Source organism: Actinomadura darangshiensis (assembly GCF_004349235.1).
GTDB classification, from domain to species: Bacteria; Actinomycetota; Actinomycetes; order Streptosporangiales; family Streptosporangiaceae; genus Spirillospora; species Spirillospora darangshiensis.
Map to the genome: position 1 here is coordinate 1 of NZ_SMKY01000121.1, position 24563 is coordinate 24563.

Consider the following 24563-nt stretch of genomic DNA (forward strand, 5'->3'; position numbering starts at 1 on the left):
CGGGATCGGGATGGTGGGCGTCCGCGGCGCCACCCACTTCGGCTGCGCCGGGCACCACGCGCTGCGCGCCGTGGAGCACGCCATGATCGGGCTGGTCACCGCGAACTGCGGCGGGCAGCGGATCGCCCGCCCGCCCGGCGGCGCGGTGGCGATGCTCGGCACCAACCCGCTGAGCGTCGCCGCGCCGGCGGGCCGGTACCCGCCGTTCGTCCTGGACATGAGCACGACCGCCGCGCCCACCGGGCGCGTCCGGCAGGCGGCCCGCGAGGGGCGGGCGGTCCCCGAGGGGGTGCTGAGCGCCGACGACGGCGCCGCGGTCACCGATCCGGCCGCCTTCGACGAGGGGCGGGCGCACCTGCTGTGGCTGGGCGGCGGTGCCGGGCAGTACAAGGGCTTCGGGCTCGGCATCGCGGTGGAGGTCCTGTCCGCCGTGGTGTCCGGCGCCGGCCTGGGCGCGCATCCGGACGCGTTCCGCGGCGACGGCGGGCCCGGCGGCCGCGACGACGACATCGGCTTCTTCGCTGCCGCGATCGCGCCCGGCGCGCTCCGCGCGGGCGCGGACGACGACGCGGACGTGCTGTTCGGCGCCCTGCTCGGCTGCCCGCCCACCGACCCGGCCGAACCGGTGCGCTATCCCGGCTGGCACGAGTACCAGCGAGCCCGGAGGCGGCGGCGCCACGGCGTCCCGCTCGGCGCGGACCTGTACCGGGAACTGCGCGACGTCGCCGCGAGCCACGGCGTCCCCGCCCCCGCCGTGCTGGAGCGGTCGTGACGGCGCCGCTGCGGGTCGCCGTCATCGGCCTCGGGGTGATCTCCCGCTTCTACCTCGCGGCGCTGCGCGACGCGCCCGCCATGCGGCTGGCCGCCGTCTGCGACAGCGACCCGGCGAGGCTGGCCGGCCACCCGGTGCCGGGCCACACCGACCACCTCCGGATGCTCCGCGAGACACCACTGGACGCCGTGGTGGTCACGGTCCCCAACGACGTGCACCTGCGGGTATGCGCGGACGCGCTGAACATGGGTGCGGCCGTCTGCGTGGAGAAGCCGCTCGCCCTCGACTTCGCGCAGGGGACCGCGCTCCGGAAACTGGCCGAGCACCGGAACGTCCCGCTGTTCACGGCCTTCCACCGCCGCTACAACGAGGCCGTCGGACGGCTGCGCGCCGAGTGCGCCGGAGCGGCGGTCGACGAGGTCACCGTCCGCTACCTGGAACGCATCGAGGAGCACGCGGGCCCCGACGGCTGGTACCTCGACATGGAGCGCTGCGGCGGCGGATGCGTCGCCGACAACGGACCCAACGCCTTCGACCTCGTCCGGCTCCTGCTGGGACCGGCCGAGGTGGTGTCCGCGCGGATCACGCGGGACGCCGGGGGCGTCGACCGGCAGGCCGACATCCGGCTGCGCGCGGAGGGCGCACGCGCGCGGGTCCTGCTCGACTGGTCCTACCCCGGTGAACGCAAGGACGCCGAGGTGCGGCTCGCCGGCGGGCGGACGGTGCGCGCCGACATGCTCGCCGGCCACGCCGGGTTCAAGGGCTCCCTGTGGCACGAGTACGCGGGCGTGCTGGACGCCTTCGAGCGATGCGTCCGGGGAACCGGGGAGCGCGACGGCGGCCTGGAGGCGCTGCGATTCGTGCGGGACGCCTACCGGCTGGAGGCGTCCGGGCGGCCCGTCGGGGCGGAGCGGGGAAGGGGCGCGCAGTGAATCCGGCCGAGGACGGTCCGAAGAGCGCGGTCCCCGCGACGGTCGTCAAGGTGCTCGCCCATCGCCGGACGGACCGGGGGATGCGGCTGGAGCCGTTCGCCAGCCGGTGCGTCCGCGCCGGGGAGGTCCACGAGCTGGTGGCCACCGACCACGGTGAGACCGCCTCCGGCGCGCGGATCGACCGGGTCGCGTTCCTCGGCTTCGCCGAGATCAACGCGGGGGGCGTGCTCGACCGCGGCGACGAGCTGTGGGTGGGCGGGCGGCGCATCGGCGTCCTGCTCGGCTTCGACGGCTGCCACTTCCCCAACCACTACAACGTGCTCGTCCGGGCCGAGCCGGCCTGCACCGGGACCGAGCTGGGCCTGGTGCCGGGGGAGCGGCTGGCATTCCGGCAGGGACCCGCGCGGCGCTGAATTCCGGCCGGAAAGCGGCCTCCGCCCGAATTGCGAGAAATGGCGATGACGCATCTCCAAATGGTGATCTATTTCAGTGATACGGCCTTCGTCCAGGAGATATCCAACCCTTACCCGCGGTGCACATTAAATGCGGACGCCGGGCGGAAGAATAGCTATCGTCCGCCCATCAGTTCCACCCGCACAGGAGGAGATGCACATGGTCATGGCCACCACCCAGTCCAGTCGCCTGGAGGAGCGGTTCCGGTTGTGGGACCGCAACGGCAACGGCGCCATCGAGCGGTCCGACTTCGAGCGGGAGGCGGACGAGATCATCGCCCGCCTCGGCGCGCAGGGCACCCCGAAGGCGGACCAGCTCAAGCAGGCCTACCTGGGCATGTTCGACAAGCTGTCCGGCTCCGCCGGCAGCGACAAGCTGTCGCGCAACCAGTTCCTGGAGGCCGCCGACAAGGAGATCATCGGCAAGGGCGACGCCGGGTTCGCCGCGGTCGTGCGGCCGACCATCGAGGCGATCGTCGGCGTCCTGGACCGCAGCGGCGACGGCGAGATCTCCCCGTCGGAGATGCACGGCTGGTTCGCCGCGATCGGCCTGGAGGGCGAGGTCGCCGACCGCGCCTTCCGCGACCTCGACACCGACAACAGCGGCAAGCTCTCGGTCAACGAACTGGTCGACGCGGTCCGCGACTACCACCTCGGCCGAAACGACATCCCGCTGCTCGGGCGCTGATCGGCCCCCGCCGGTAGGAAACGCCGTCCGGGAAAGACCCATGGCCATTCTCCACCGGTCTCCCCGGGTCTTTCCCGGACGGTCCCCGCCGCCCTCCGACCGCAAAGGCAATCGTGCAGAAAACGTCGCCCCCGGTAGCGTCCGCCATTCCGTTCTTCAGCCAGGCCAGGACCTTTGAAGAGAACTGGAGCGAGATCAGGAACCACGTCACCGACGTTCTCGACGACGGGAAGTTCTCGCACGGCGCGAAGGTCGGCGAACTGGAGGACCGGCTCGCGGCCTGGACCGGCGCCCGCCACGTCGTCGCCGTCAACTCCGGCACCGACGCGCTGGTCCTGCTGCTGCGCGCCGCCGGGCTGCGGCCGGGCGACGAGGTGATCGTCCCGGCGTACTCGTTCATCGCGACGGCCAGCGCCGTGGTGCTCGCCGGCGGCGTCCCCGTCTTCGCCGACATCGAGGAGGGCGGCCACGGCGCCGACCCGCGCTCGGTGGACGCCGCCGTCACCGGCCGCACCAAGATGATCATGCCGGTCCACCTGTTCGACCGGATGGCCGACCTGCGCGCACTCCAGGACGTGGCGCGGCGCCACGGCCTGACGGTCGTGGAGGACAGCGCCGAGGCCATCGGCATGCGCATGGACGGCACCCACGCGGGGCTCCTCGGCGCCGGCGGGGTCCTGTCGTTCTTCCCCGCCAAGACGCTCGGCGGAATCGGGGACGGTGGGGCGGTGCTGACCGGCGACGCGGCCATCGCCGAGAAGGTCCGGATGCTCCGCCACCACGGGCGCGGCGGCCGCACGCTCGGCGACTTCCCCGCCATCTCCAACGCCACAATGCTGCCGGGACGCAACAGCAAGATGGACGACGTCCAGGCGGCCGTCCTGCTGGCCAAGCTCGCGGCGCTCGACGCGGCCATCGCCCGGCGCGCCGAACTGGCCGGCCGCTACGACGCCCGGCTGCGCCGCGTGCCGGGCGTCCGGAGCGTCCCGGGAGCGCGCCCGCCACTTCCCGGGAGCAACCGCGTCGTCTACGTCTATCTCCTCCAGGTCGACGACCGCGACGCTCTGGCCGCACATCTGTCCGCCCGCGGGATCGGCACGGAGATCTACTACCCGGTTCCGCTGCACCTGCAGCCGTGCTTCGCCCGCCTCGGCCACCGGCCCGGCGACTTCCCGCGCGCGGAGGCCGCCTGCGCGTCCGCCATCGCGCTCCCGCTCCATCCCGACCTGCCCGAGGCGCACGCCGACCGCGTCTGCGACGAGATCGAGGGCTTCTACGCCGGGCGGGCGCGATGACCGCGCCGTCCATCACGACCGTCCCGTTCTTCTCGCCGGAGCTGTTCGAGCACGACCGGGAGGCGCTGCTGGAGATCGTGCACGCCATCGGCACCGGTTCCGAGCAGAAGTTCATCCTCGGCGAGCACACCGCGCGGCTGGAGCGGGAGCTGGCCGGACGCGTCGGCGCCCGCGCCGCCGTCGCCTGTTCGAGCGGGACGTCCGCACTGACCCTGATCCTGACGGCCATGGGCGTCGGCCCGGGAGACGAGGTCATCGTTCCCGCGTTCGGCTGCGCGCCGCTCGCCGCGACCGTCATCGACGCCGGCGCCCGCCCGGTGTTCGCCGACATAGACCCGGCGCGGCTGACCGTCGATCCGGCCGCCGCCGAACCGCTGATCACGCCGCGCACCAAGGTGCTGGTGGCCGCCCACATGTTCTCGGTGATGGCGGACATGCCCGCCTTCCGCGAGCTGGCCGACCGGCGCGGCCTCCGCCTGGTCGAGGACTCCGCGCTCGCCCAGGGCGGGACGCTGCGCGGCCTGCCCGCGGGACGCTGGGGCGACGCGGGGGTCTACTCGTTCGTCCAGGTCAAGACCTTCGGCATGCCCGGAGAGGGCGGCATGGTCGTCACCGGCGACACCGCCCTCGCCGCGGCCGTGCGAATGCTCCGCAACCACGGGCAGGACGGCGTCCACCGGTTCGTCCACCACCGGATCGGCCAGAACAGCCGCTTCGACGAGGTGATGGCCGCCTTCCAGCTGCACCGGCTGCCGGGCCTCGCCGACCGGCTCGCACGCCGCGCGGAGATCTCCGCCCGCTACTCCCGGCGCCTCGCCCCGCTGGCCGGCCGCGGCCTGGTGGCGCCACCGGAGGGCGGCGACGGCCGGTTCCCCTACGTGTACACCGTCCTCACCGAGCGGCGGGACGCGCTGCGGTGCCATCTGGCCGAGCACGGCGTCGCCGCCCACGTGTACTACCCGCGCCCGCTGCCCGCCCAGCCGGCGTTCGCCCCTTACGCGCGGCCCGGCGGGTCCTGGCCGAACGCGGCGGACGCCGCCCGCCGCAACATCTCACTTCCGCTCTACCCGAACCTGACCGACGCGCAGGTCGAGCACGTAGCCGACGCCGTGTGCGCGTTCACCGACACCCACCGGGACCAGGAATGAGCTACCGAATCGCCGTCCGGGAGCCCGGTTCGTCCGGGCACGGCACCCTCGCCGCCTACGCACGGCTGGCCAAACTCGACATCTACGACTACTACCTCGGGCTCGTGGTCGTGTGGGCGCTGCTGGCGCCCGCCCTGCGCTGGGAGCCGCGGACGTTCGGCCTGCTCGCGCTGACCCTGCTCGCCGAGGTCGTCGTGGTGGCCGCCATGGTCGGCTTCGACGACATCACCGGCCACCGCGACGGCAGCGACGCGGCCAACTACGGCTCGGACGCGGCCCGGCGCCGGCTGGCCCGCAAACCCCTCGTCGCCGGGACGCTCACCGAGGCGCAGGCACTGCGCTTCTCCTGGACGGCCGCCGCGGCGGGGGCCGCGCTGTGGGCGGCCGTGGTCGCGGCCGCCCCGTACCGGCCGGCGTGGGCGGTCGTGCTCGCGGCGGTGTGCGTGGCCGCGTCCGTGCAGTACTCGTGGGGCTTGAAGATCAGTTACCGCGGGTTCCAGGAGGTCTTCCTCATCGGCCTCGGGATCGGCTGGACGCTGGTGCCGTACGCGCTGCTGACCGGCGGGGCGACCGGGTTCGTCGTCGTGCAGGCGGTGCTGTTCGGGTCCGGACCGATGCTGTTCGGGCTCTACTCCAACACGAGCGACGCCGACGGCGACCGCGCGGCCGGGCGCATCACCGTCGCCACCTTGGTCTCCGCCCCGGCGCACCGGATGTTCGTCGCCGTCATGACGGGCGCCCAGATCGTGCTCATCGCCGCAGCGACGGCCGCGGGAACCGCACCGCGGTGGTTCGCGGCGGTCATGCTCCCGCTCGTCGCCATGCGGGTCGCCCACCTCCTCATCGGCTTCCGCGGCGACATCCTGCGCGCCCGCCGGATCGCCATCCACGCCCACCGCGTCACGGTGGTCCTGCTGGTCGTGGCCGCCCTCGTGGCCGGAGCGACGTCGTGAGCCGGCCGGTGCCGGACGTCGCCGTGGTGGGCGCGGGGCCCGCCGGGCTGGCGGCCGCGTACGCGCTCGTCCGGCGGGGACGCACGGTGCGCGTGCTCGAAGCCGCCGGCGCCGTCGGCGGGCGGATGCGGACCGTCCGCGAGCACGGCTGCCTGATCGACACCGGCGCCGAGATGTTCCCCGGCCGCGCCGGCTACCCGGCGACCTGGGAACTCATCGCCGATCTCGGGCTGGACCGCGACCCGGCCGCCGTGCCGAACGTCCGCGACGCCCTGGCCGTGTGGCGCGGCGGCCGGTCCCGCCCGAACGCGGGCCGCCCCCTCGGGCTGGTGACCGGCGCCGGCCTGGGCCCGCGCGCCCGCTTCGACCTCGTGCGGCTTCAGGTGCGGCTGGCGCGGCTCGGCGACCTCGACCCCGACCGTCCCGAACGGGCGGGCATCGCCGCGGAGACCGTGGCCGACCTGGTCCGGCCCTACCACCCGGATCTGTACGACCACCTCGTCCACCCGCTGGTCTCCGGGTTCTTCGGCTGGGACCCCGGGCGCTCGGCCGCAGCACCGTTCGCGGCGCACCTGGCCGCGTGCGGCGGCTCGCACACCTGGCACACCTACCGCGACGGCATGGACACCCTGGCGCGCGCCCTCGCCGGCCGCCTCGACGTCACCACCGATCACCCCGTCACCCGCGTGACCGGCGAGGACGGCCTCGTCCGGGTGGAGTCTCCGCGCGGCACCGTGATCGCTCGGGCGGTGGTACTCGCCGTCCCGGCCCCGGTCGCGGCCGGCCTCTACGACGATCCCCGGCCCGCCGCGCGGGAGTTCCTCGCGGCGTGCGGGTACACGCCCATGCTGCGCGTCAGCCTCGTCACCGACACGCCGCCGGAGGGCGAGCCGCGGAGCTTCGCCACGCTCATCCCCGAGTCCGAGGACTCCCTGCTCAACGTCATCACCCTCGACCACCGCAAGCATCCCGGGCGCGTGCCGCGCGGGCGCGGGCTGATCTCGCTGATCCCGTCGCCGCGCGGCTGCCGCGAACTCCTCGACGCGCCCGGCCGGACGGTCGCGGAACGGCTGCTCGCCCGCGCCCGCCGCTTCGTCCCCGGCCTGCCGGCCGCGCCGTCCCACGTCCGGGTGCACCGGTTCCGGCACGGACTGCCCGAGGCGACTCCGGCCGCCCTGCGGTTGCGCGGCGCGTTCGCCCGGCGGCCGGTCGCCGCGGTCGAGTACGCGGGCGACTGGGTGCCGCTGCGCCCGTGCAGCGAGGGCGCGGTCTCCTCCGCCGCCCTCGCCGTCGAGCGGATCCAGGCCCACCTGTCGTCGCCCGCGCGGCGTCCGGCCGTCCCCGCCGGCGAAGAGCAGAGGTGAGAGATGGCACTCTTCGGTAAGCGCATCGAACTGGGCACGCTGTTCGAGGACGTGGCCGCCCGCGGTCACTCCACCACGGTGCACCTCAGCCGCCCGCTGGACATCGCCCCCGAGATGGGCACCGTCCTGGATCCGCCCGCCCTGGCCGGGCTCGTCCGGGACGCCGCCGGATGGTTCGCCGCGGCGGGGGTGAGGCCGGGCGACCGCGTCGCCATCAGCAAGCGCGACCATTGGGACGTGGTGCTGCTGTGCTGCGCGGCCGCCCGCCTGGGCGCGGTGCCCGCGCCGCTGTCGGCGCACCTGGAAGCGGACGTGCTGGACGTCCTCGTCAAACGGCTGGATCCGGCACTGCTGGTCGTGGACGCGGCGCGGCCGGTGAACCGCGCGGCCTCCCGGACGCTCGTGCTCGAGGGGGAGGCCGGTGACGCGCCCGCGCTGTCCCTCGACGACGTGCGCGGCCACGCCGCCCCCGTTCCCTGCCGTCCGCCGGTCGACGACCCGCTCGCCATCGTGCACACCTCGGGCACCACCGGGGTGCCGAAGCTCGTCGTGCACTCCACCCGGACGCTGCTGCGCCGCCTCGCCGACTTCGAGGCCCACCGGTGGCCCGTGCTCGCCAGCCGTCCGGACGACGTGGTCGCCGCCGCCTTCTCCTTCGCCCACGGCCGCGCGCTCGCCTGGACGGCCGCCGTGTCGGCCCTCGGCCCCGCGAAGATGGTGGTGATCACCTCCGCCGGCTGGGACGAGGCCCGCGCGCCGCTGGAGGAGCACCGGCCGACCATCCTGGAGGCGCAGCCCTCCACCTTCGTGCGCTGGCGCCCGCACGCGCGGACGCGGGCGTTCGAGCGCGTCCGCCTCTACATCAGCACGTTCGACGCCGTGCACCCGCCGACCGTCCGCACGTTCCTCGACGCCACCCGGCAGCGCCGTCCGATCTGGCTGCAGGGCTGGGGGCAGAGCGAGACGGGGCCGCTGACCTTCCGCTTCCTGACCCGGCGCGCCATGCGGGCCGAGCGCGGCCGGCACCCGACGACCCGGGACCTCGGCAGGCCCGTCCCCGGCCGCACCCGGCTGCGGGTCGTCGACCGCTACACGCTGCGTCCCGTCCCGCGCGGCACCGCCGGCCTGCTGGCCTGCAGCACCAAGGCGCTCTGCTTGGACTACACCGCCGAACGGGAACGGTACCTGCGCAAGCGCGCGGGGCAGTGGTTCATCACCGGCGACCTCGGCGTCCTCACCCGGAGCGGGCGCCTGCTCCTGCTGGACCGGGAGGCCGACGCCCTCCCGGACGCCAGCTGCGTCGAGGTGGAGGACGTCATCGAGGACCGGCTGCCCGGCGTCGGCGAATGCGTCGTGCTGAGCGTCCCCGGCCGGCCCGCGCAGCCCGTGCTCGTCGTCGAGGACGGGCGCCTGGATCCGGACCGATGGCGGAACGCCGTCGCCGACCTGCCGGAACTCGCCGAACCGGTCCTCCTGACGTGGGAGCGGATACCGCGCACGGCCACCGGCAAGGTGCGGCGAGCGGCCCTCCGCGAGCACCTGGACCTGCCTCCCGAGACCCACGGGACGGGCAAGTGGACGTGAGAACGGAGACCGCCCGCACCTCGGTGGGTCTCACGGCCCACCCTCTCGACGGGACGGTCGTGCGTGCGCTCGGCGACTCGCTCGCGGTCCGCGTCGCCGCCGCCCGGTTGCGCGCGCTCGGCTGCGTGGTCGAGACCGGTGACGCGGCGCCGCCGGATGCGCCCGCGGGGTGGCTCGGCGTCGTCCAGGCGTCCTTCGTGCCGGGGGACCGTGGCCTGCCCGAGTGCCGTATCTGCTGGTCAGGCCCGGTGCGAGTGCCCATGGCGGGGGAGCGCGATGTGCAGGCCGCCTGCGGCATCATGCACGTCCACGGGCGCGCCACCGGCGCGCCGCGCGTGCTGCGGGTGGATTTCGCGTCGGTGTGCGCGGGCGTCCTCGCGGCCCAGGCCATCGTGGCCGGGTTGCTGGCCGTGGTGCGGGGCGGGACGGCCGTCCGCGCGGCGACCTCCGTCGCCCAGGCCGCGGCGCTGGCGCTCACCCAGTACGTCGCCGTCGCCACGTCGGACCCCGCCGGGTGCGCGCCCGGGACCGGTGAGCGGACGCCGCCGTTCCGGTCGGCCGACGGCGTCCGGTTCGAGATCGAGACGTTCGCCGCCGAGAACTGGCTGGCCTTCTGGACGGCGCTCGGCGCCGGACGGCCCGCGATCGTCGCGGGCTGGCCGCCGTTCCAGCAGCGCTTCGCCACCGCGGTCTGCGTCCTTCCACCCGCGCTGGCGGACGCGGCGGCCGGGCATGCCTACCCGGCCGTCCGTGCCGCCGCTCATGCTGCGGGCGTCAGCATCGTGGAGGTGAGCGAGGATCCGGCGCGGCCCCTGCCACCGCTCGCGTCCCCATGGCGGCTCCGCCCCACCACGTCCGCTGTGCGGGCGGACGGCCGGGCGCACCGTCCTGTGATGGGCCATGCCCCGCTGGGCGGCCTGTGCGTGGTCGAGGCCACCAACCGCGTCCAGGGGCCGCTCGCCGGGCACCTGCTCGGCCGTCTCGGCGCCGAGATCGTCCGGCTGGAACCGCCCGGCGGCGACCCGATGCGCGGCGTCCCGCCCATGGCGGGCGGCTGCTCCGCCCGCTTCCTCGCGCTGAACCGGGGCAAGGGCGCCGTCGAGGCCGACCTGAAGACCCGCGCGGGCCGCGAGACGGCGCTCCGGGTCCTCGCCTCGTCGGACGTCTTCCTGCAGAACTGGCCGCCCGGCCGGGCGGGCCGGTTCGCGCTGGACGCCGGTGACCTGGCCGCCGTCCGGCCCGGTCTCGTCTACGCGCACGCCGGGGGCTGGGCCGAGGCCCATCCGGCGCCGCAGCCCATGGGCACCGACTACCTCGTCCAGGCGTACACGGGAATCGCGGCCCTGCTCGCGGAGGACGGACGGCCCCCGGCGCCGACGCTGCTGACCATCACCGACGTCCTCGGCGCCCTCATCAGCGCCGAAGGGACCGTCGCGGGCCTGCTCGCCCGCGCCCGCACCGGCACCGGCGTCCGCGTCGAGACCGGGCTGGCCGACGCCGCCCGCCTCCTGCGCGACGCGCACGCCGATCACGCGATCGCGGAGACGGCACCCACGGCACCCGTGGTGTCGGACCTCGCCGCGATGGCCGCCGACCCCGCGTACGAGGCGCTCTTCGAGTCCGACGGCGAAGCCGCCTACAGCCGCAGCCCGTGGACGTTCGCGCCCCGGCACTCTCGCACCCCGGAAGAGGACGCATGACATCAGAATCCGCATGGAGATCGGCCAACGGCGTCACCATCGCCGACCGGGTCCCCGCCGAGACGCGCGCGGCCTGGACCGCCGCCGGCCTGTGCCCCGGCCGGGACCTCTACGCGCTGTTCCGCGACCACGTCCTCGCCGCACCCGGCCGCGCCGCCGTCGTCGACGGCGTGGGCGTGCTCGGCTATGCCGCCCTCGACGACCGCGTCCGCCGGGCGGCCGCCGCGTTGCGGGCCGGTGGCCGGGGACCGTCCGACATCATCGCCGTCCTGCTGCCGAACGGCCGCGACGCCGTCGTCGCCGAGCTGGCGATCGCGGCGATCGGCGCCGTGGCCCTGCCGATCCCGCACACGCACGGACCGCGCGACGTCGCGCGGCTCCTCACCCGGTCCCGCGCCGCCGCGGTCATCACCGCGCCCGAGACGGTGGCGGCGGCCGGCGATCTGCAGGCATGGACGCCGGGAGCGCCGCCGCGCCCAGGGATCCGTTCCCTCGGCGACGCCGACCCGCGGGACTGGCGCCCCGGACCCGTTGACGCGGAGGCCCCGGCCCGCATCCTGATCTCCTCGGGGTCGGAGTCGGAACCGAAGATGGTGGCCTACTCCCACAACGCCATGGGCGGCGGACGCGGCAACTATGTGGCCGCCCTGAGACGCGGGCCCGAGCCGATGCGCGCCCTGGTCCTGGTGTCGCTGGCGTCGTCGTACGGATCGCTCGCGACCTCGGTGATCATGGCACGCCACGGCGGGACGCTGGTGCTGCTCCCGCGGTTCGACGCCGCCGCCGCGCTCGAAGCCGTCGAGCGGCACCGCCCCACCCATCTGTTCGGCGTCCCGACCATGCTGTGGCGGATGGCCGAATGCGAGACCGCCGCGGACGTGTCCTCGCTCCACGCCGTCGTCTCCAGCGCGGGACCGGTGCACCGGCACGTCCGGGACGCCTGCGTCCGCCGGTTCGGCATGCCGCCGATCAACATCTACGGGTCCAGCGACGGCGTCAACTGCCACACCGGCGACGACCCGGCCCGCTGGGAACCCGGGCTGGCGGGCATCCCCGATCCGGATGTCGCGCGGATCAGCATCCGCGACCCGGAGGGGCGGGCCCTGCCGCCCGGCCAGGCGGGGGAGATCTGGGCACTCGGGCCGATGACCCCACTGTGCTACGTCGAGGCGCCTGACCTGGACGCCCGGTACCGGGCCCCCGGCGGCTGGGTTCGCACCGGCGACCTCGGCCGCCTGGACGGCGACGGCACGCTGTGGGTGCTCGACCGGCTCAAGCGCGTCGTCATCCGCGGCGGCGTCGGGATATCCCCGGCGGAGGTGGAGCGCGAGCTCATCGGCCACCCCGACATCGCCGACGCGCACTGCGTCCCGGTGAGCGACCGGGACCTGGGCGAGCGGATGTGCGCCTGCCTGGCGCCGCGTCCCGGCGCCCGGCCGCCGTCCCCGGCCGCCCTGATCTCCTACCTGCTGGAGCGCGGCGTGGACCGGCGCGGGCTGCCCGAGCGCTTCCTGATGCTGCCCGAACTCCCGGTCGGCCCGACCGGCAAGGTCAACGTCTCCGCCCTGACCCGCATCGCCGCCGAGGCCGCCGTCCCGGCGGACGCCGGTTCCGCGCGGCCGAACGCCCGGGGGTGAGGAGATGCCGGTGCATGCGACGTCCAGGCCCCTGCCCGTCTTCGGTCACGACGAGGACCGCAACGGTGAGCAGCACCGCCTGCTGAGCCTCGCCCTCGACCCCCTCACCACCGAACGCCTCGCCCTGACCGGCATCGGACCGGGATGGCGGTGCCTGGAGGTCGGCGCGGGGAACGGCGGCGTCGCGGCCTGGCTGGCCCGGCGCGTCGCCCCGGCGGGCAGCGTGCTGGCCACCGACATCAGGCCCCCGGCCCGGCCGCCGGACGTCGCGGGCCTCGAACTCGTCCGGCACGACATCGTCCGCGACCCGCTTCCCGAGGCCGAGTTCGACCTCGTCCACGCGCGTCTCGTGCTCAGGCTGCTGCCCGAACGCCTCGCCGTGCTCGACAGGCTGGTACGCGCGCTCAAACCGGGCGGCGTGCTCCAGCTGGACGAGTTCGACGCGACCGACGCGCCCGCCCTGCGCGTGCCCGATCCCGCCGCACACCGGCTCTACAGGACGTTCATGGAGACCAAGGCCCAGATCATGGACGGCGAGGAGGTCGACATGGCCTGGGGACGCAAGGCGGGCGCCGCGATGAGCCGGGCAGGGCTGACCGAGGTCTCCTCCTACCACCGTTTCGAGGTGTGGAGTGCGGGCTCGCCCGGCCTCCAGCTCGTCAGCCACCACACCCGGCATCTGCGCGAGAAGTTCATCCGCGCCGGTATGACCGGCCGGCAGCTGGCCGACGTGCGTGACCTGCTCGCCCACCCCGTCTTCCGGGCCCGCTCCTACGCGATCTATTCGGTGCAGGGCCGGCGCCCTCGGGAGGGACGAGGAGCGCCCATCGCATCGACCTGCCCACCGCCGCCCCGGACGTCCACGCCGCGATGGCGGGCCTCGACAGGGCCGCCGGCGCGAAACTCGATCCGCTCCTGGCCGAACTCGTCCGCATCCGCGTCTCCCAGATCAACGGCTGCGCGTTCTGCCTGTCGCTGCACACGCGGGCGGCGGTGGAAGCGGGAGAAAGCGAGGAACGCCTGGACGCGCTCGCATCCTGGCAGGGCAGCCCTCTGTTCACCGGCGCGGAGTGCGCGGCCCTCGGACTCGCCGAGGCCATGACCTCGATCGGCCCTGCCGGTGTACCGGGCGACGTCTTCGCCGCCGCCCGCGAGCACTTCGGCGAGACCCCGCTGGCCCATCTCCTGTGGACGATCGCCGCCATCAACGCCTGGAACCGCGTGGGCATCGCCGTGACCCCGTGACCTAGACGAGGAGGGCCAGGAAGAAGTCGACCCGGTCTTCCAGCCGGGAGAGGTCCCGTCCGGTGAGGTCCTGGATGCGCTGGATCCGGTACCGGACGGAGTTGACATGCAGGTGGAGCTGCTCGGCGCAACGCGTCCAGGAGCCGGAGTTGTGCAGGAACGTCTCCAAAGTGCGGACCAGGTCGGCGCCGTGCGCCTGGTCGTAGGCGTGCAGCGGGTCCAGCAGCCGCACCTTGAACATCTGCCGGACGTCGTCGGGGACGCTGGCGAGCAGCAGCACGTGCGTGGCGAGTTCGTCGTGCCGGACGACCCGGACCGGATCGGTCCGGGTGGCGGCAAGGCGGCGGGCGTAGCGGGCCTCCTCGATGGCGCCGCGCAGGTCGGCGGCCATGGCGGTGTCGCTGACGCCGACTGCGATGCGGCCGTCCGGCAGGCCGGGGGACAGGAGGCCGAGCGCGTCCTGGACGGCGGCGGCGACGTCCTGCCCCGCGAAGGGCACGAGTGCTACGGCCTCGTCGTCCAGCATCCCGACCACCGGGTCCGCGGCGGGCACGACCTCCGACAGGACGGTGCGCAGCTCGCCCGGCCGCAGTGCCCCCTGAGCCGAGGCCGCGACGATCACCACCGGGAAGGCCAGACCCTCTGCGGCGTCACCGGCGAACGCAGCGGTCACGACATCCTGCGACGAACGGTCCTCGGCACGCAGCCGGGCCCGTTCGAGCGCGACGATCGCGGCCAGTTCCCCGGTGAGCGTGTGGCGTTCGGGCGGCCAGTCGGCGAAGTCGCCCTCCAGCGCGAGGAACCAGTCGGCGGCGCGCGGCGTGTCGTCCGGGCCGACGGGGAAGATCGACATGCCGAGGGCGGGGACGTGCCGCGGCAACCGGGACGCGGTGAGGAACTCCCGGGCCAGGGCGGCGGGATCGGGCGGCGGCGGCCCCGCGACGACGCGCCCGGTCGGCGCGAGGACATGGCAGTGCCCGACGAGATCGAGGACGGCTCCGAGCCCGGTCCCCTCGACGAGCCGCCGGTGCCGGTCCAGGACGGCCGTCAGGTCGGCCGCGCGGGCGCCCGACAGATGCCGCACGACCTCCTCGGTGACCGTCGCGAACGCCACGTCCTCGGGCACCTTGAGCAGCGGAAGCCGGTGCCGGCGGCACGCCTCGACGAGATCGTCCGGGATCGTGCCGAGCGTGAGGTCCCAGGCGGCGAGCCCGGAGACGCCCGCACCCGCGAGGGCTCGCACGAAGGTCTCGGAGTCGTCCGGGCCCGTCCGCCAGACGAGCCCGGTCAGGACGAGCTCGTGTCCGCGCAGGTAGCGGCCCGGGTCGAGCAGGTCGGTGGTGACGACCCACCGGATCGGCCGGTCCAGCTCGTCCTCACCGGCGACGACCTCCAGCCGCAGTTCGCCCATGCCGAGCAGAGAACGCAACTTCACATGTAGCAACCTACAAAACGGACCGCGCGGCCGGGACCACAGTTCGGACGTCCTGTGCCTCGACCCGCGCGCGGGCGACTGTGTGTACTGCAAGCGTGGTGGAACCTGTCACTGAGGAGCTGGCGGCGTGTTGCGCGTCCCGCCGGTGGGTCGAGGCGCTCGCTGGACGGTCCTACAAGGACGTCGGTGACTTGCAGGCCGCCTCGAAACGCGCGCTGGACGCGCTGGAGTGGGCGGACGTCGAGGAGGCGCTCGCCGCGCATCCGCGCATCGGGGACCGGGTCCAGGGCGGCACGCGTGAGGCCGGCTGGTCGAGAGGCGAGCAGTCCGGGATGGACGGCACGGCGGCCGACCTCCAGGCGGCCCTGGTCGAGGGGAACCGCGCTTACGAGGAGCATTTCGGGCATGTGTTCCTGATCTGCGCGTCCGGGAGGTCGGCTCTGGAGATGCTCGGTGAGTTGCGGGAGCGGCTGGGGAATGACGTCGAGACCGAGCGGGCCGCCGTCCGCCGGGAACTCGCGAAGATCGTCGACCTGCGGCTGGCGAAGCTGCTGGAGGGAACATGAGCCTGTCGACCCACGTGCTGGACGCGGCGAAGGGGCTGCCGGCCGCGGGCGTGGCCGTCCGGCTCGACCGGCGCGGCGAGGACGGCGCCTGGACGACCCTCGCCGAGGCCAGCACCGACGCCGACGGCCGGATCAAGGAGTGGGGCGTCCTGCCGCAGGAAGGGGTGCACCGGCTGACGTTCGGCACCGAGGGCCTGTCGGAGTTCTATCCGGAGGTCGCGGTGGCGTTCACGATCGGCGACCCGGGGCGGCACTACCACGTCCCGCTGCTGATCAGCCCGTTCGCGTACTCGACCTACCGGGGGAGCTAGCCGCGATGGCGATCGTTCTCGGACCCAACCGCTACGGCAAGGCGGAGACGCGCGTCGTCCGCGTGACGCGGGACGGCGGCACGCACCGGATCAGGGACCTCAGCGTCGGCATCGCCCTCTCCGGTGCGATGGAGGACGTGCACCTGACCGGCGACAACGCGGCCGTCCTGCCGACCGACAGCCAGAAGAACACCGTGTTCGCGTTCGCGAAGAAGCACGGCATCGACGCGATCGAGGACTTCGGGCTCCTGCTCGCCCGCCACTTCGTGGACTCGCAGCCGGCGATCGACCATGCCCGGGTGGAGATCCGCGAGTACGGCTGGCGGCGCATCACCGGCGGGCACTCGTTCGTCCGGGACGGCGGCGAGGTGCGGACCGCGCTGATCCACCACGACGCCGCGGCCGAGTCGGTCGTCTCCGGCCTGACCGACCTGGTCGTTCTCAACTCGACCGGCAGCGAGTTCCACGGGTTCGCCCAGGACGAGTACACGACGCTCGCACCCACCGACGACCGCGTGCTGGCCACGGCCGTGACCGCCCAGTGGCGGCACCGGAGCACCTCGTCCTGGGACGAGTCCTACCGGGCGGCGCGCGACCACCTGCTGCACGCGTTCGCCGAGACGCACAGCCTGTCGCTCCAGCAGACGCTCTACCAGATGGGGCGCCGCGTCCTCGCCGAGCGCCCGGAGATCTGCGAGGTCAGGCTGTCGATGCCCAACAAGCATCACTTCCTGGTCGATCTGGAGCCGTTCGGCATGGACAACGACAACGAGGTCTACTTCGCCGCGGACCGCCCGTACGGGCTCATCGAGGGCACGGTGCTGACCGACGACGCGCCGGACGCCCCGTCCGCCTTCAATTGAGGAACCCTGGAGACATGGACTTCCTGCGACCGCTGACCTGGGAGGACGCGCTCGCCGCCAAGGCGGGGCGGCCGGGCGCGCTGCCCGTCCAGGGCGGCACCGACGTGATGGTCGAGATCAACTTCGACGTGCACCGGCCCGAGGCGCTGCTCGACCTGACCCGGGTCGGCGCCCTCACCGAGTGGGACACGACGGACGGACGGCTCCGCGTCGGCGCCGGCGTCCCGTATGCGCGGCTGATCACGGAGCTGGGCGACCGGCTGCCCGGCCTCGCTCAGGCGTCCCGCACGGTCGGGTCGCCGCAGATCCGCAACCGGGGCACGGTCGGCGGCAACCTCGGCGCCGCGTCGCCCGCCGGGGACGGCCACCCGCCGCTGCTCGCCGGGGACGCCGTGATCGAGGTGGAGTCGGCGGCGCGCGGCGTCCGGATGATCCCGGCCGCGGAGTTCTTCGTCGGGGTGAAGAAGAACGCCCTCGCCCCGGACGAGCTGATCCGCGCGTTCTGGACGGCCCCCGCGTCCGGCCCCCAGTACTTCTCCAAGATCGGCACCCGGAACGCGATGGTGATCGCGGTCTGCTCGTTCGCGCTCGCCCTGCACCCGGAGGAGCGGCGGGTCGGGACCGGCCTCGGCTCGGCCGCACCGACGCCCCGCCGAGCCCTGGACGCCGAGGCGTTCATCTCCGGCGAACTGGACTGGGACGACCGGGGCCCGCTCGCCGAATCGGCCGCGCACCGGTTCGGCGAGCTGGTCCGGGACGCCGCCTCGCCCATCGACGACGTCCGCGGGACGGGCGACTACCGCAGGCACGCCCTCGCGGTGATGGCGCGCCGGACATTGACCTGGGCCTGGAACGACCACCGGGCGGCGACCGCCGGAAGGGAGGCGTCCTGATGCGCGTGAACCTGACCGTCAACGGGACGGAAGAGGCCGTGGACGACGTGTGGGAGGGCGAGAGCCTCCTCTACATGCTGCGCGAGCGGATGGGCCTGCCGGGCTCGAAGAACGCCTGCGAGCAGGGCGAATGCGGCTCGTGCACGGTCTATCTGGATGGTGTGCCGGTGTGCGCGTGCCTGGTCGCGGCCGGGCAGGCGGAGGGCCGGGAGGTCCGCACCGTGGAGGGCCTGGCGGAGGGGCCGCCCGGGGAGGAGCGGCTCGACCCCGTCCAGGAGGCGTTCGTGGAGACGGGCGCCGTCCAGTGCGGGTTCTGCACGCCCGGCCTGATCGTCCAGACGCACGACCTGATCGGGCGGAACCCGGCGCCGTCCGACGCGGAGATCCGCGAGGCGCTCGCCGGGAACCTGTGCCGCTGCACCGGCTACGAGAAGATCCTCGACGCGGTGCGCCTCGCGGCCGAGCGGAAGGCGGTCGCGCGATGAGGCGCATCATCGAGAACGCGCACGTCGCCACGGTCACCGGCGAGGAGTACCCCGGCGGCCACATCGTGATCGACGACGACCGCATCACGGCGGTGGGCGCCGGCGCCGGGCCTTCCGGCGAAGCGGAGCGCATCGACGGGACCGGCTGCCTCGCCACCCCCGGCCTGGTCAACTCGCACCACCACCTCTACCAGTGGGCCAGCCAGGGCCTCGCCGTCGACAGCACCCTGTTCGAGTGGCTGACGACCCTCTACAAGCCGTGGTCGAAGATGGACGCCGAGGTCGTCGCGGGCGCGGCGAGCGCCGGGCTCGGCTGGCTCGCCAAGTCGGGCTGCACGACGTCCACCGACCACCACTACCTGTTCCCGAAGGGGCGCGGCGACCTGTTCGCGGCGGAGGTGGAGGCGGCGCGGGAGATCGGCGTCCGGTTCCATCCGTGCCGCGGGTCGATGGACCGGGGCGAGTCGCAGGGCGGGCTGCCGCCGGACGAGGTCGTCGAGGACCTCGACACGGTCCTCGCCGAGACCGAGGCCGCGATCGACCGCTACCACGACCCGTCGCCCGGCTCCATGCTGCGCGTCGCCGTCGCGCCCTGCTCCCCGTTCTCCGTCACCCGCGAACTGCTGGTCGAGTCGGCGCGGCTGGCGCGCGACAAGGGCGTCCGCCTGCACACCCACCTCGCCGAGACGCTGGACGAGGAGGAGCACACGAACGAGCAGTTCGGCATGACACCGACCGAGTACATGGACTCGATCGGCTGGCTCGGCCCCGACGTGTGGCTCGCGCACTGCGTCCACCTGCACGACACCGACATCAAGCGGCTCGCGGAGACCGGCACCGGCACGGCCCACTGCCCGAGCTCGAACGCGCGGCTCGGCGCCGGCATCGCGCGCGTGTCCCACCTGCTGGAGGAGGGCGCGACGGTCGGGCTCGGCGTGGACGGGTCGGCGTCGGCGGAACTCGTCCCGCTGGCGGGCGAACTGCGGCAGGCCATCTACATGCAGCGCGCCCGGTACGGGCCGGCCGCGCTGTCCGCCCGGCAGGCGCTGGAGATGGCGACGCTCGGCGGCGCCCGCTGCCTCGGCCGCGACGACGAGATCGGCTCCCTCGAACCGGGCAAGCTCGCCGACATCGCCCTGTGGCGGGTGGACGGCTTCCAGGCCGCGATCGACGACCCCGTCGTCGCGTTCGCGTTCGGGCCGACACCGCCGTTGCAGCGCCTCCTCGTCGGCGGGCGCACCGTCGTGGACGGCGACACGCTCGTCACCGTCCCGCAGGACGAGGCCGGACGGCGCGGCGCCGACGCCCACCGCCGGCTGATGCGGCTCGCGGAGGAGGTGCTCTGAATGGCGTCCCCGGTGAAAAGCCCAGGCCATGTCGCCGCGCCCGGCATCGGCGGAGTCGGGGAGAGCCCGCTGCGGCCGGACGGCACGCTCAAGGTCGCGGGTGAGTTCGCCTACGCGTCCGACCTGTGGATGGACGGGATGCTGTGGGGCGCGACGCTCCGCAGCCCGCACCCGCGGGCGCTGATCCGGTCGATCGGGATCGGGTCCGCGCTCGCGCTGCCCGGCGTCCGGGCGGTCCTGACGCACGAGGACGTGCCGGGCCGCGCGATGTTCGGCATCGACCACACCGAGGACCAGCCCGTCCTCGCGATCGACCAGGTCAGGCACCAGGGCGAGCCGGTCGCGCTGGTCGCCGCCGACCATCCCGAGACGGCCCGGCGCGCGCTGGAGAGGATCGCCGTCGAGTACGAGGTCCTCGAACCGATCACCGACCCTCGGGCCGTGGTCGCCGACCCGGAGGGGCTGAAGGTCCAGGATCGCGGCGGTATCACCCGGTATCAGCCCGTCCGGGTCGGGGACGTCGACGCGGTGAAGGGCCGCGCCGACGTCGTCGTGTCGGGCGAGTACGAGGTCGGCATCCAGGACCAGGCGTTCCTCGGACCGGAGTCCGGCCTGGCGATCCCGGCCGAAGACGGCGGAATCGACCTGTACGTGTCGACGCAGTGGATCCACAACGACCTCAAGCAGATCGCGCCCTGCCTCGGCCTCCGCGAGGACCAGATCCACATGACGCTGGCCGGTGTCGGCGGCGCGTTCGGCGGGCGCGAGGACCTGTCGATGCAGATCCATGCCGGGATGCTGGCGCTGCACACGGGCAGGCCCGTCAAGATGTCGTACAACCGGTACGAGTCGTTCTTCGGGCACGTCCACCGGCACCCCGCGCAGATGAGGTACGAGTACGGCGCCACGGCCGACGGCCGGCTCCTCTACGCGGACGTCGACATCGTCCTGGACGGCGGCGCTTACACGTCGTCCACGAAGAACGTGGTCGGCAACGCGGCCTCGCTCGGAGTCGGCCCCTACGAGATCCCCAACATCCGCATCGACGGATACGGCGTCTACACGAACAACCCGCCGTGCGGCGCGATGCGCGGGTTCGGGGCCGTGCAGGCGTGCTTCGCCTACGAGTCGATGATGGACAGGCTCGGCGCCGCCTGCGGCCTCGACCCGGTCGAGATCCGCCGCCGCAACGCCGTCACGCAGGGATCGAGGCTCGCGACCGGGCAGGTCATCGAGTCGCCGGCGCCGCTCGCCGAGATGCTGACGCGGCTGGAGGCCATGCCGATGCCCGGCGCCGCCGACGCGTCCGACCTCCGGAACCTGCCGGGCGGGGTGTCGCAGACGACGCACGGCGAGGGCGTCGTGCGGGGCGTCGGCTACGGCGTCGGGATCAAGAACATCTGCTTCTCCGAGGGGTTCGACGACCTGGCGACCGCGCGCGTCCGGCTGGAGGTCATCGGCGGGGAGGCGACCGCGCTCGTCCACACGGCGGCGGCCGAGGTCGGGCAGGGGCTCGTCACGATCCAGGCGCAGATCGCGCGGACCGAGCTGGGCGTCCAGAAGGTCACGATCGCCCCGGCGGACAACCAGGTCGGCGACGCCGGCTCGTCCAGCGCGTCCCGCCAGTCGTACATGTCGGGCGGCGCGGTCAAGGCCGCCTGCGAGGCGGTGCGCGCCGACCTCCTCGCGCTCGCGGAACGCCGGCTCGGCCGCGCCGACCTGGCCGTGGTCGGCGGGAAGATCATGTCGCGGGCGGACGGCGTGCTCGGCACCATCGAGGACGTCCTCGGCGACGCCGCCATCGAGCGGACCCGCGAGTACCACCACCGGCCCACGACCCCGCTGGACCCGGTCACCGGGCAGGGGCGCAGCCACACCCAGCTCGCGCTCTGCGTGCACCGCGCCGTCGTCGACGTGGACGTGGACCTCGGCCTCGTCAAGGTCGTCGAGCTGGCCGCCGTCCAGGACGTCGGGAAGATCATCAACCGGACGGGGGTGGAGGGGCAGATCCACGGCGGGACCGCGCAGGGCCTCGGCCTCGCCGTGATGGAGGAGATCGTCGTGTCGGACGGCCTGGTGCGCAACCCGTCCTTCACCGACTACCTGATCCCCACCATCCTCGACATGCCGCCCATGCGGCTGGAAATCCTGGAGAATCCTGACCCGGAGGCGCCGTACGGGTTGCGCGGGGCGGGCGAGCCGCCGACGCTGTCGTCCACGCCCGCGATCGTCGCGGCCGTCCGGGACGCGACCGGGCGGGCGCTCACGCGGGTGCCGGTCCGGCCGGAGCACATCGTCCAGGGAGGCTCATGACGCGGCTCCCGGTCAACGACCTACTGATCAGGTCGCGGCGAGCCGTCCTCCCGGACGGTGAACGCCCGGCCGCCGTCTCCGTCCGCGACGGGCGGATCACCGCGATCTCGCCGTACTCGGACGCCGGGCAGGCTTCGACCTCGCTGGATCTCGGCGACGTCGCTCTGCTGCCCGGCCTCGTCGACACGCACGTCCACATCAACGAGCCCGGACGCACCGAATGGGAGGGCTTCGCCACCGCGACCCACGCCGCTGCGGCCGGAGGCGTGACCACGCTCATCGACATGCCGCTCAACTCGCTTCCGCCGACCGTCGACCCCGGCGCCCTCGCGGTGAAACGCCAGGCCGCCGAAGGGGCCTGCGCCGTGGACGTCGGGTTCTGGGGCGGCGCGATCCCGGGGAACGTGCCGTCGCTGCGCCCGCTGCACGACCTTGGCGTCTTCGGTTTCAAGTGCTTCACGTCCGACTCGGGTGTCCCGGAGTTTCCGCCGCTCACGTTCGAGGAGATGCGTTCGGCGTTCCGGGCGATCGCCTCGTTCGGCGGGCTGGTCATCGTCCACGCCGAAGACCCCGCGTCGCTGGCGGTGCCGGCCGGCGGCGACTACCCGGCGTTCCTGGCGTCGCGTCCCGCATCGGCCGAACGCCGAGCCGTCGAGCAGGTGATCCGGCTGGCGGGGGAGACGGGCGTCCGCGCGCACATCCTGCACCTGTCGGCCGCCGACTGCGTGGACGTCCTGGCGAAGGCCCAGGCCGACGGCCTGCGCGTGACCGCCGAGACATGCCCGCACTACCTGACCCTCTGCGCCGGCGACGCACTGAGCGCCGCCTTCAAATGCTGTCCGCCCATCCGCGACGAGGCCAACCGCGACCGGCTCTGGCAGGGCCTTGCCTCTGGCGTCATCTCCTGCGTCGTCACCGACCACTCGCCCTGCACACCCGAACTGAAACGCGGCGACTTCGCCACCGCGTGGGGCGGCATCTCCTCGCTTCAACTGGGTCTCCCGGCCGTCTGGACGGCCGCCCGCGAACGCGGCCATGACCTGCCGTCGGTCGTCCGCTGGATGTCCGAGGCCCCCGCCGCCCTGGCGGCCGTCCCCCGCAAGGGCGGAATCGTCGTCGGAAACGACGCCGACCTCGTCGCCTTCGCCCCGGACGAGACCTTCACCGTCGACCCCGCGGCCCTGCACCACCGCCACCCCGTCACCCCGTACGCGGGCCGGACGCTGACCGGCGTCGTCCGGACGACCTGGCTCCGGGGCACACCGACCGAGGACGGGCCCGCCGGGCGCCTGCTGACCACGGAGCCGAGATGACCGACTTCACGTCCCTGCCCGACCTGGCCGTCCGGACGCTGGGCGGGTCGGTCATCGCCGCCAGCGACGAGTCGTTCGCCGAGAAGGAGAACCTTCTCAACCCGTGGAGACCGGCGTTCCAGCCGGAGACGTTCGGGCCGAAGGGCCAGCTCTACGACGGCTGGGAGACCGCCCGCCGCCGCGGCCCCGGGCACGACTGGGCACTGGTCCGGCTCGGCGTCCCCGGCCGGATCCTCGGCGTGGTCATCGACACCGCCTGGTTCAAGGGCAATTTCCCGCCGCACGCTTCGGTGGAGGCCTGCTTCGCGGACGGCTACCCGTCGCTCGCCGAACTACTGGACGCCGACTGGGTGGAAATCGTCCCGAAGACCGTCCTCAAGGGCGACGCAGAGCACGCCATCGCCACCGTCGACCTCGGCCGCCGCCTGTTCACCCACGTGCGGCTGAACATGTTCCCGGACGGCGGCATCGCCCGGCTTCGCGTGCACGGCCACGTCGTCCCCAACCCGCGGTTCATGACCGGACTGACCGTCGACCTCGCCGCCCTGGAGAACGGCGCGCGCGTCGCCGACTGCTCGAACATGTTCTATTCGTCGCCGGACAACATGCTGTTCCCCGGCCTCGCCCGCAACCAGGCCGAGGGCTGGGAGACCGCCCGCCGCCGCGACGACGGCCACGACTGGGCGCTGATCCATCTCGCCGCGCCGGGCTTCATCAGGCTCGCCGAGATCGACACCACGAACCTCAAGTTCAACGCCCCCGCCGAGTTCGCGCTGACCGGCATCGACGACCGCCGCCCCCCGGACAACAAGGCGTCCTCGTGGCTGCTGATCTCGCGCACCCGCCTCCAGCCCGACACCCGGCACCGCTTCCGCCTCTCGTCCCCCGAGGTCACCAGCGTCCGGCTCAACATCTACCCGGACGGCGGCGTCGCGCGCCTCCGCCTCTTCGGCGACCTGTCCCCGGCCACCGAACAGGCCCTGAGAGCCGACTGGAACGACCAGACCCAACATTAGGCAGGGCATTGACGACCGCCAAAATTCTGCCTACATTCTGAGCACTCGCCACCCCGGAGCAGGTCTCCGTGCGGTGAAATGCTCGACAAAATCCTGACGTTCGTGGCAACAGCATCCAGATTCTGCGCCTCCGGGCCGGAGAGGATCCCCCATGAAACGACTCCGGACAGGCGCCCTCGCCGCCGTCCTCGCACTGCCCGCGGCGCTGGTCCCGGCCGCCGCCCACGCGTCCGCCGACCCCGCCCACCACAC

The 24563-nt window shown here is 73.8% G+C and carries 22 protein-coding genes and 2 pseudogenes; 23 read left to right on the plus strand and 1 reads right to left on the minus strand.

The genetic code is table 11. The features are described 5' to 3' along the window. The 14 genes and pseudogenes from E1293_RS24415 to E1293_RS49560 form a co-directional block, all read left to right on the plus strand. The coding region (locus E1293_RS24415; RefSeq protein WP_132199783.1) for an Ldh family oxidoreductase at positions 1–772 on the plus strand (772 nt) is incomplete at its 5' end. Further along, positions 769–1704, plus strand: coding sequence for a Gfo/Idh/MocA family protein (locus E1293_RS24420; RefSeq protein WP_132199784.1), 936 nt, complete (start codon positions 769–771; stop codon positions 1702–1704). The genes E1293_RS24415 and E1293_RS24420, both read left to right, overlap by 4 nt. Then, positions 1701–2117 (plus strand): DUF6917 domain-containing protein, encoded by a 417-nt coding sequence (locus E1293_RS24425; protein ID WP_132199785.1) that lies wholly within the window; start codon positions 1701–1703, stop codon positions 2115–2117. The genes E1293_RS24420 and E1293_RS24425 overlap by 4 nt, the downstream gene beginning before the upstream one ends. 199 nt (positions 2118–2316) lie before the next feature. Continuing rightward, positions 2317–2844 (plus strand): EF-hand domain-containing protein, encoded by a 528-nt coding sequence (locus E1293_RS24430; protein WP_132199786.1) that lies wholly within the window; start codon positions 2317–2319, stop codon positions 2842–2844. Between the two features lie 113 nt (positions 2845–2957). Next, a complete protein-coding gene (locus E1293_RS24435) occupies positions 2958–4139 on the plus strand; it encodes a DegT/DnrJ/EryC1/StrS family aminotransferase (RefSeq protein WP_243716467.1) in 1182 nt (393 codons plus the stop codon). After that, a complete protein-coding gene (locus E1293_RS24440) occupies positions 4136–5287 on the plus strand; it encodes a DegT/DnrJ/EryC1/StrS family aminotransferase (RefSeq protein WP_132199787.1) in 1152 nt (383 codons plus the stop codon). The genes E1293_RS24435 and E1293_RS24440 overlap by 4 nt, the downstream gene beginning before the upstream one ends. Next, positions 5284–6240: a UbiA family prenyltransferase gene (locus E1293_RS24445; protein WP_132199788.1), complete on the plus strand. Its 957-nt coding sequence runs from the start codon at positions 5284–5286 to the stop codon at positions 6238–6240. Before E1293_RS24440 ends, E1293_RS24445 begins: the two co-directional genes overlap by 4 nt. After that, positions 6237–7604, plus strand: a complete 1368-nt coding sequence (locus E1293_RS24450; protein ID WP_132199789.1) for a protoporphyrinogen/coproporphyrinogen oxidase — start codon at positions 6237–6239, stop codon at positions 7602–7604. The genes E1293_RS24445 and E1293_RS24450 overlap by 4 nt, the downstream gene beginning before the upstream one ends. Positions 7605–7607: 3 nt before the next feature. Beyond that, positions 7608–9188: a class I adenylate-forming enzyme family protein gene (locus E1293_RS24455; protein ID WP_132199790.1), complete on the plus strand. Its 1581-nt coding sequence runs from the start codon at positions 7608–7610 to the stop codon at positions 9186–9188. Beyond that, complete coding sequence (locus tag E1293_RS24460; RefSeq protein ID WP_243716469.1) at positions 9179–10888, plus strand: CoA transferase; 1710 nt, start codon at positions 9179–9181, stop codon at positions 10886–10888. The genes E1293_RS24455 and E1293_RS24460 overlap by 10 nt, the downstream gene beginning before the upstream one ends. Further along, positions 10885–12525, plus strand: a complete 1641-nt coding sequence (locus E1293_RS24465; protein ID WP_132199791.1) for a class I adenylate-forming enzyme family protein — start codon at positions 10885–10887, stop codon at positions 12523–12525. The genes E1293_RS24460 and E1293_RS24465 overlap by 4 nt, the downstream gene beginning before the upstream one ends. Positions 12526–12529: 4 nt before the next feature. After that, positions 12530–13009: pseudogene (locus E1293_RS49550) on the plus strand (class I SAM-dependent methyltransferase); the annotation flags it as partial. A gap of 386 nt (positions 13010–13395) precedes the next feature. Continuing rightward, a pseudogene (locus E1293_RS49555) lies at positions 13396–13563 on the plus strand (carboxymuconolactone decarboxylase family protein); the annotation flags it as partial. Between the two features lie 60 nt (positions 13564–13623). Continuing rightward, positions 13624–13770 carry a carboxymuconolactone decarboxylase family protein gene (locus tag E1293_RS49560; protein ID WP_243716473.1) on the plus strand — a complete coding sequence of 49 codons (147 nt, stop codon included), beginning with the start codon at positions 13624–13626 and terminating at the stop codon, positions 13768–13770. A gap of 1 nt (position 13771) precedes the next feature. Here E1293_RS49560 and E1293_RS24480 read toward each other — a convergent pair whose 3' ends face one another. Next, positions 13772–15205 (minus strand): PucR family transcriptional regulator, encoded by a 1434-nt coding sequence (locus E1293_RS24480; RefSeq protein WP_132199793.1) that lies wholly within the window; start codon positions 15203–15205, stop codon positions 13772–13774. Between the two features lie 98 nt (positions 15206–15303). Between E1293_RS24480 and uraD the strand changes: the two genes are divergently transcribed. Genes uraD through alc form a run of 9 tightly spaced genes read left to right on the plus strand, consistent with a single transcriptional unit; the run spans position 15304 to position 24311 of the window. Further along, complete coding sequence (uraD, locus tag E1293_RS24485; RefSeq protein ID WP_243716471.1) at positions 15304–15771, plus strand: 2-oxo-4-hydroxy-4-carboxy-5-ureidoimidazoline decarboxylase; 468 nt, start codon at positions 15304–15306, stop codon at positions 15769–15771. Then, positions 15768–16082, plus strand: a complete 315-nt coding sequence (gene uraH / locus E1293_RS24490) for a hydroxyisourate hydrolase (protein ID WP_132199795.1) — start codon at positions 15768–15770, stop codon at positions 16080–16082. Before uraD ends, uraH begins: the two co-directional genes overlap by 4 nt. A 5-nt stretch (positions 16083–16087) precedes the next feature. Next, entirely contained in the window at positions 16088–16945 is an 858-nt protein-coding gene (gene pucL / locus E1293_RS24495; RefSeq protein ID WP_132199796.1) for a factor-independent urate hydroxylase, read from the plus strand. Between the two features lie 14 nt (positions 16946–16959). After that, complete coding sequence (locus tag E1293_RS24500) at positions 16960–17838, plus strand: FAD binding domain-containing protein (RefSeq protein ID WP_132199797.1); 879 nt, start codon at positions 16960–16962, stop codon at positions 17836–17838. Beyond that, positions 17838–18323 (plus strand): (2Fe-2S)-binding protein, encoded by a 486-nt coding sequence (locus E1293_RS24505; RefSeq protein ID WP_132199798.1) that lies wholly within the window; start codon positions 17838–17840, stop codon positions 18321–18323. Before E1293_RS24500 ends, E1293_RS24505 begins: the two co-directional genes overlap by 1 nt. Next, positions 18320–19669, plus strand: coding sequence for an 8-oxoguanine deaminase (locus E1293_RS24510; RefSeq protein WP_207939065.1), 1350 nt, complete (start codon positions 18320–18322; stop codon positions 19667–19669). Before E1293_RS24505 ends, E1293_RS24510 begins: the two co-directional genes overlap by 4 nt. Continuing rightward, positions 19670–21982 carry a xanthine dehydrogenase subunit D gene (pucD, locus tag E1293_RS24515; RefSeq protein WP_207939066.1) on the plus strand — a complete coding sequence of 771 codons (2313 nt, stop codon included), beginning with the start codon at positions 19670–19672 and terminating at the stop codon, positions 21980–21982. Then, a complete protein-coding gene (allB, locus tag E1293_RS24520) occupies positions 21979–23295 on the plus strand; it encodes an allantoinase AllB (protein WP_132199799.1) in 1317 nt (438 codons plus the stop codon). The genes pucD and allB overlap by 4 nt, the downstream gene beginning before the upstream one ends. Further along, positions 23292–24311, plus strand: coding sequence for an allantoicase (alc, locus tag E1293_RS24525; RefSeq protein ID WP_132199800.1), 1020 nt, complete (start codon positions 23292–23294; stop codon positions 24309–24311). The genes allB and alc overlap by 4 nt, the downstream gene beginning before the upstream one ends. The last annotated feature ends 252 nt before the right edge of the window (positions 24312–24563 follow it).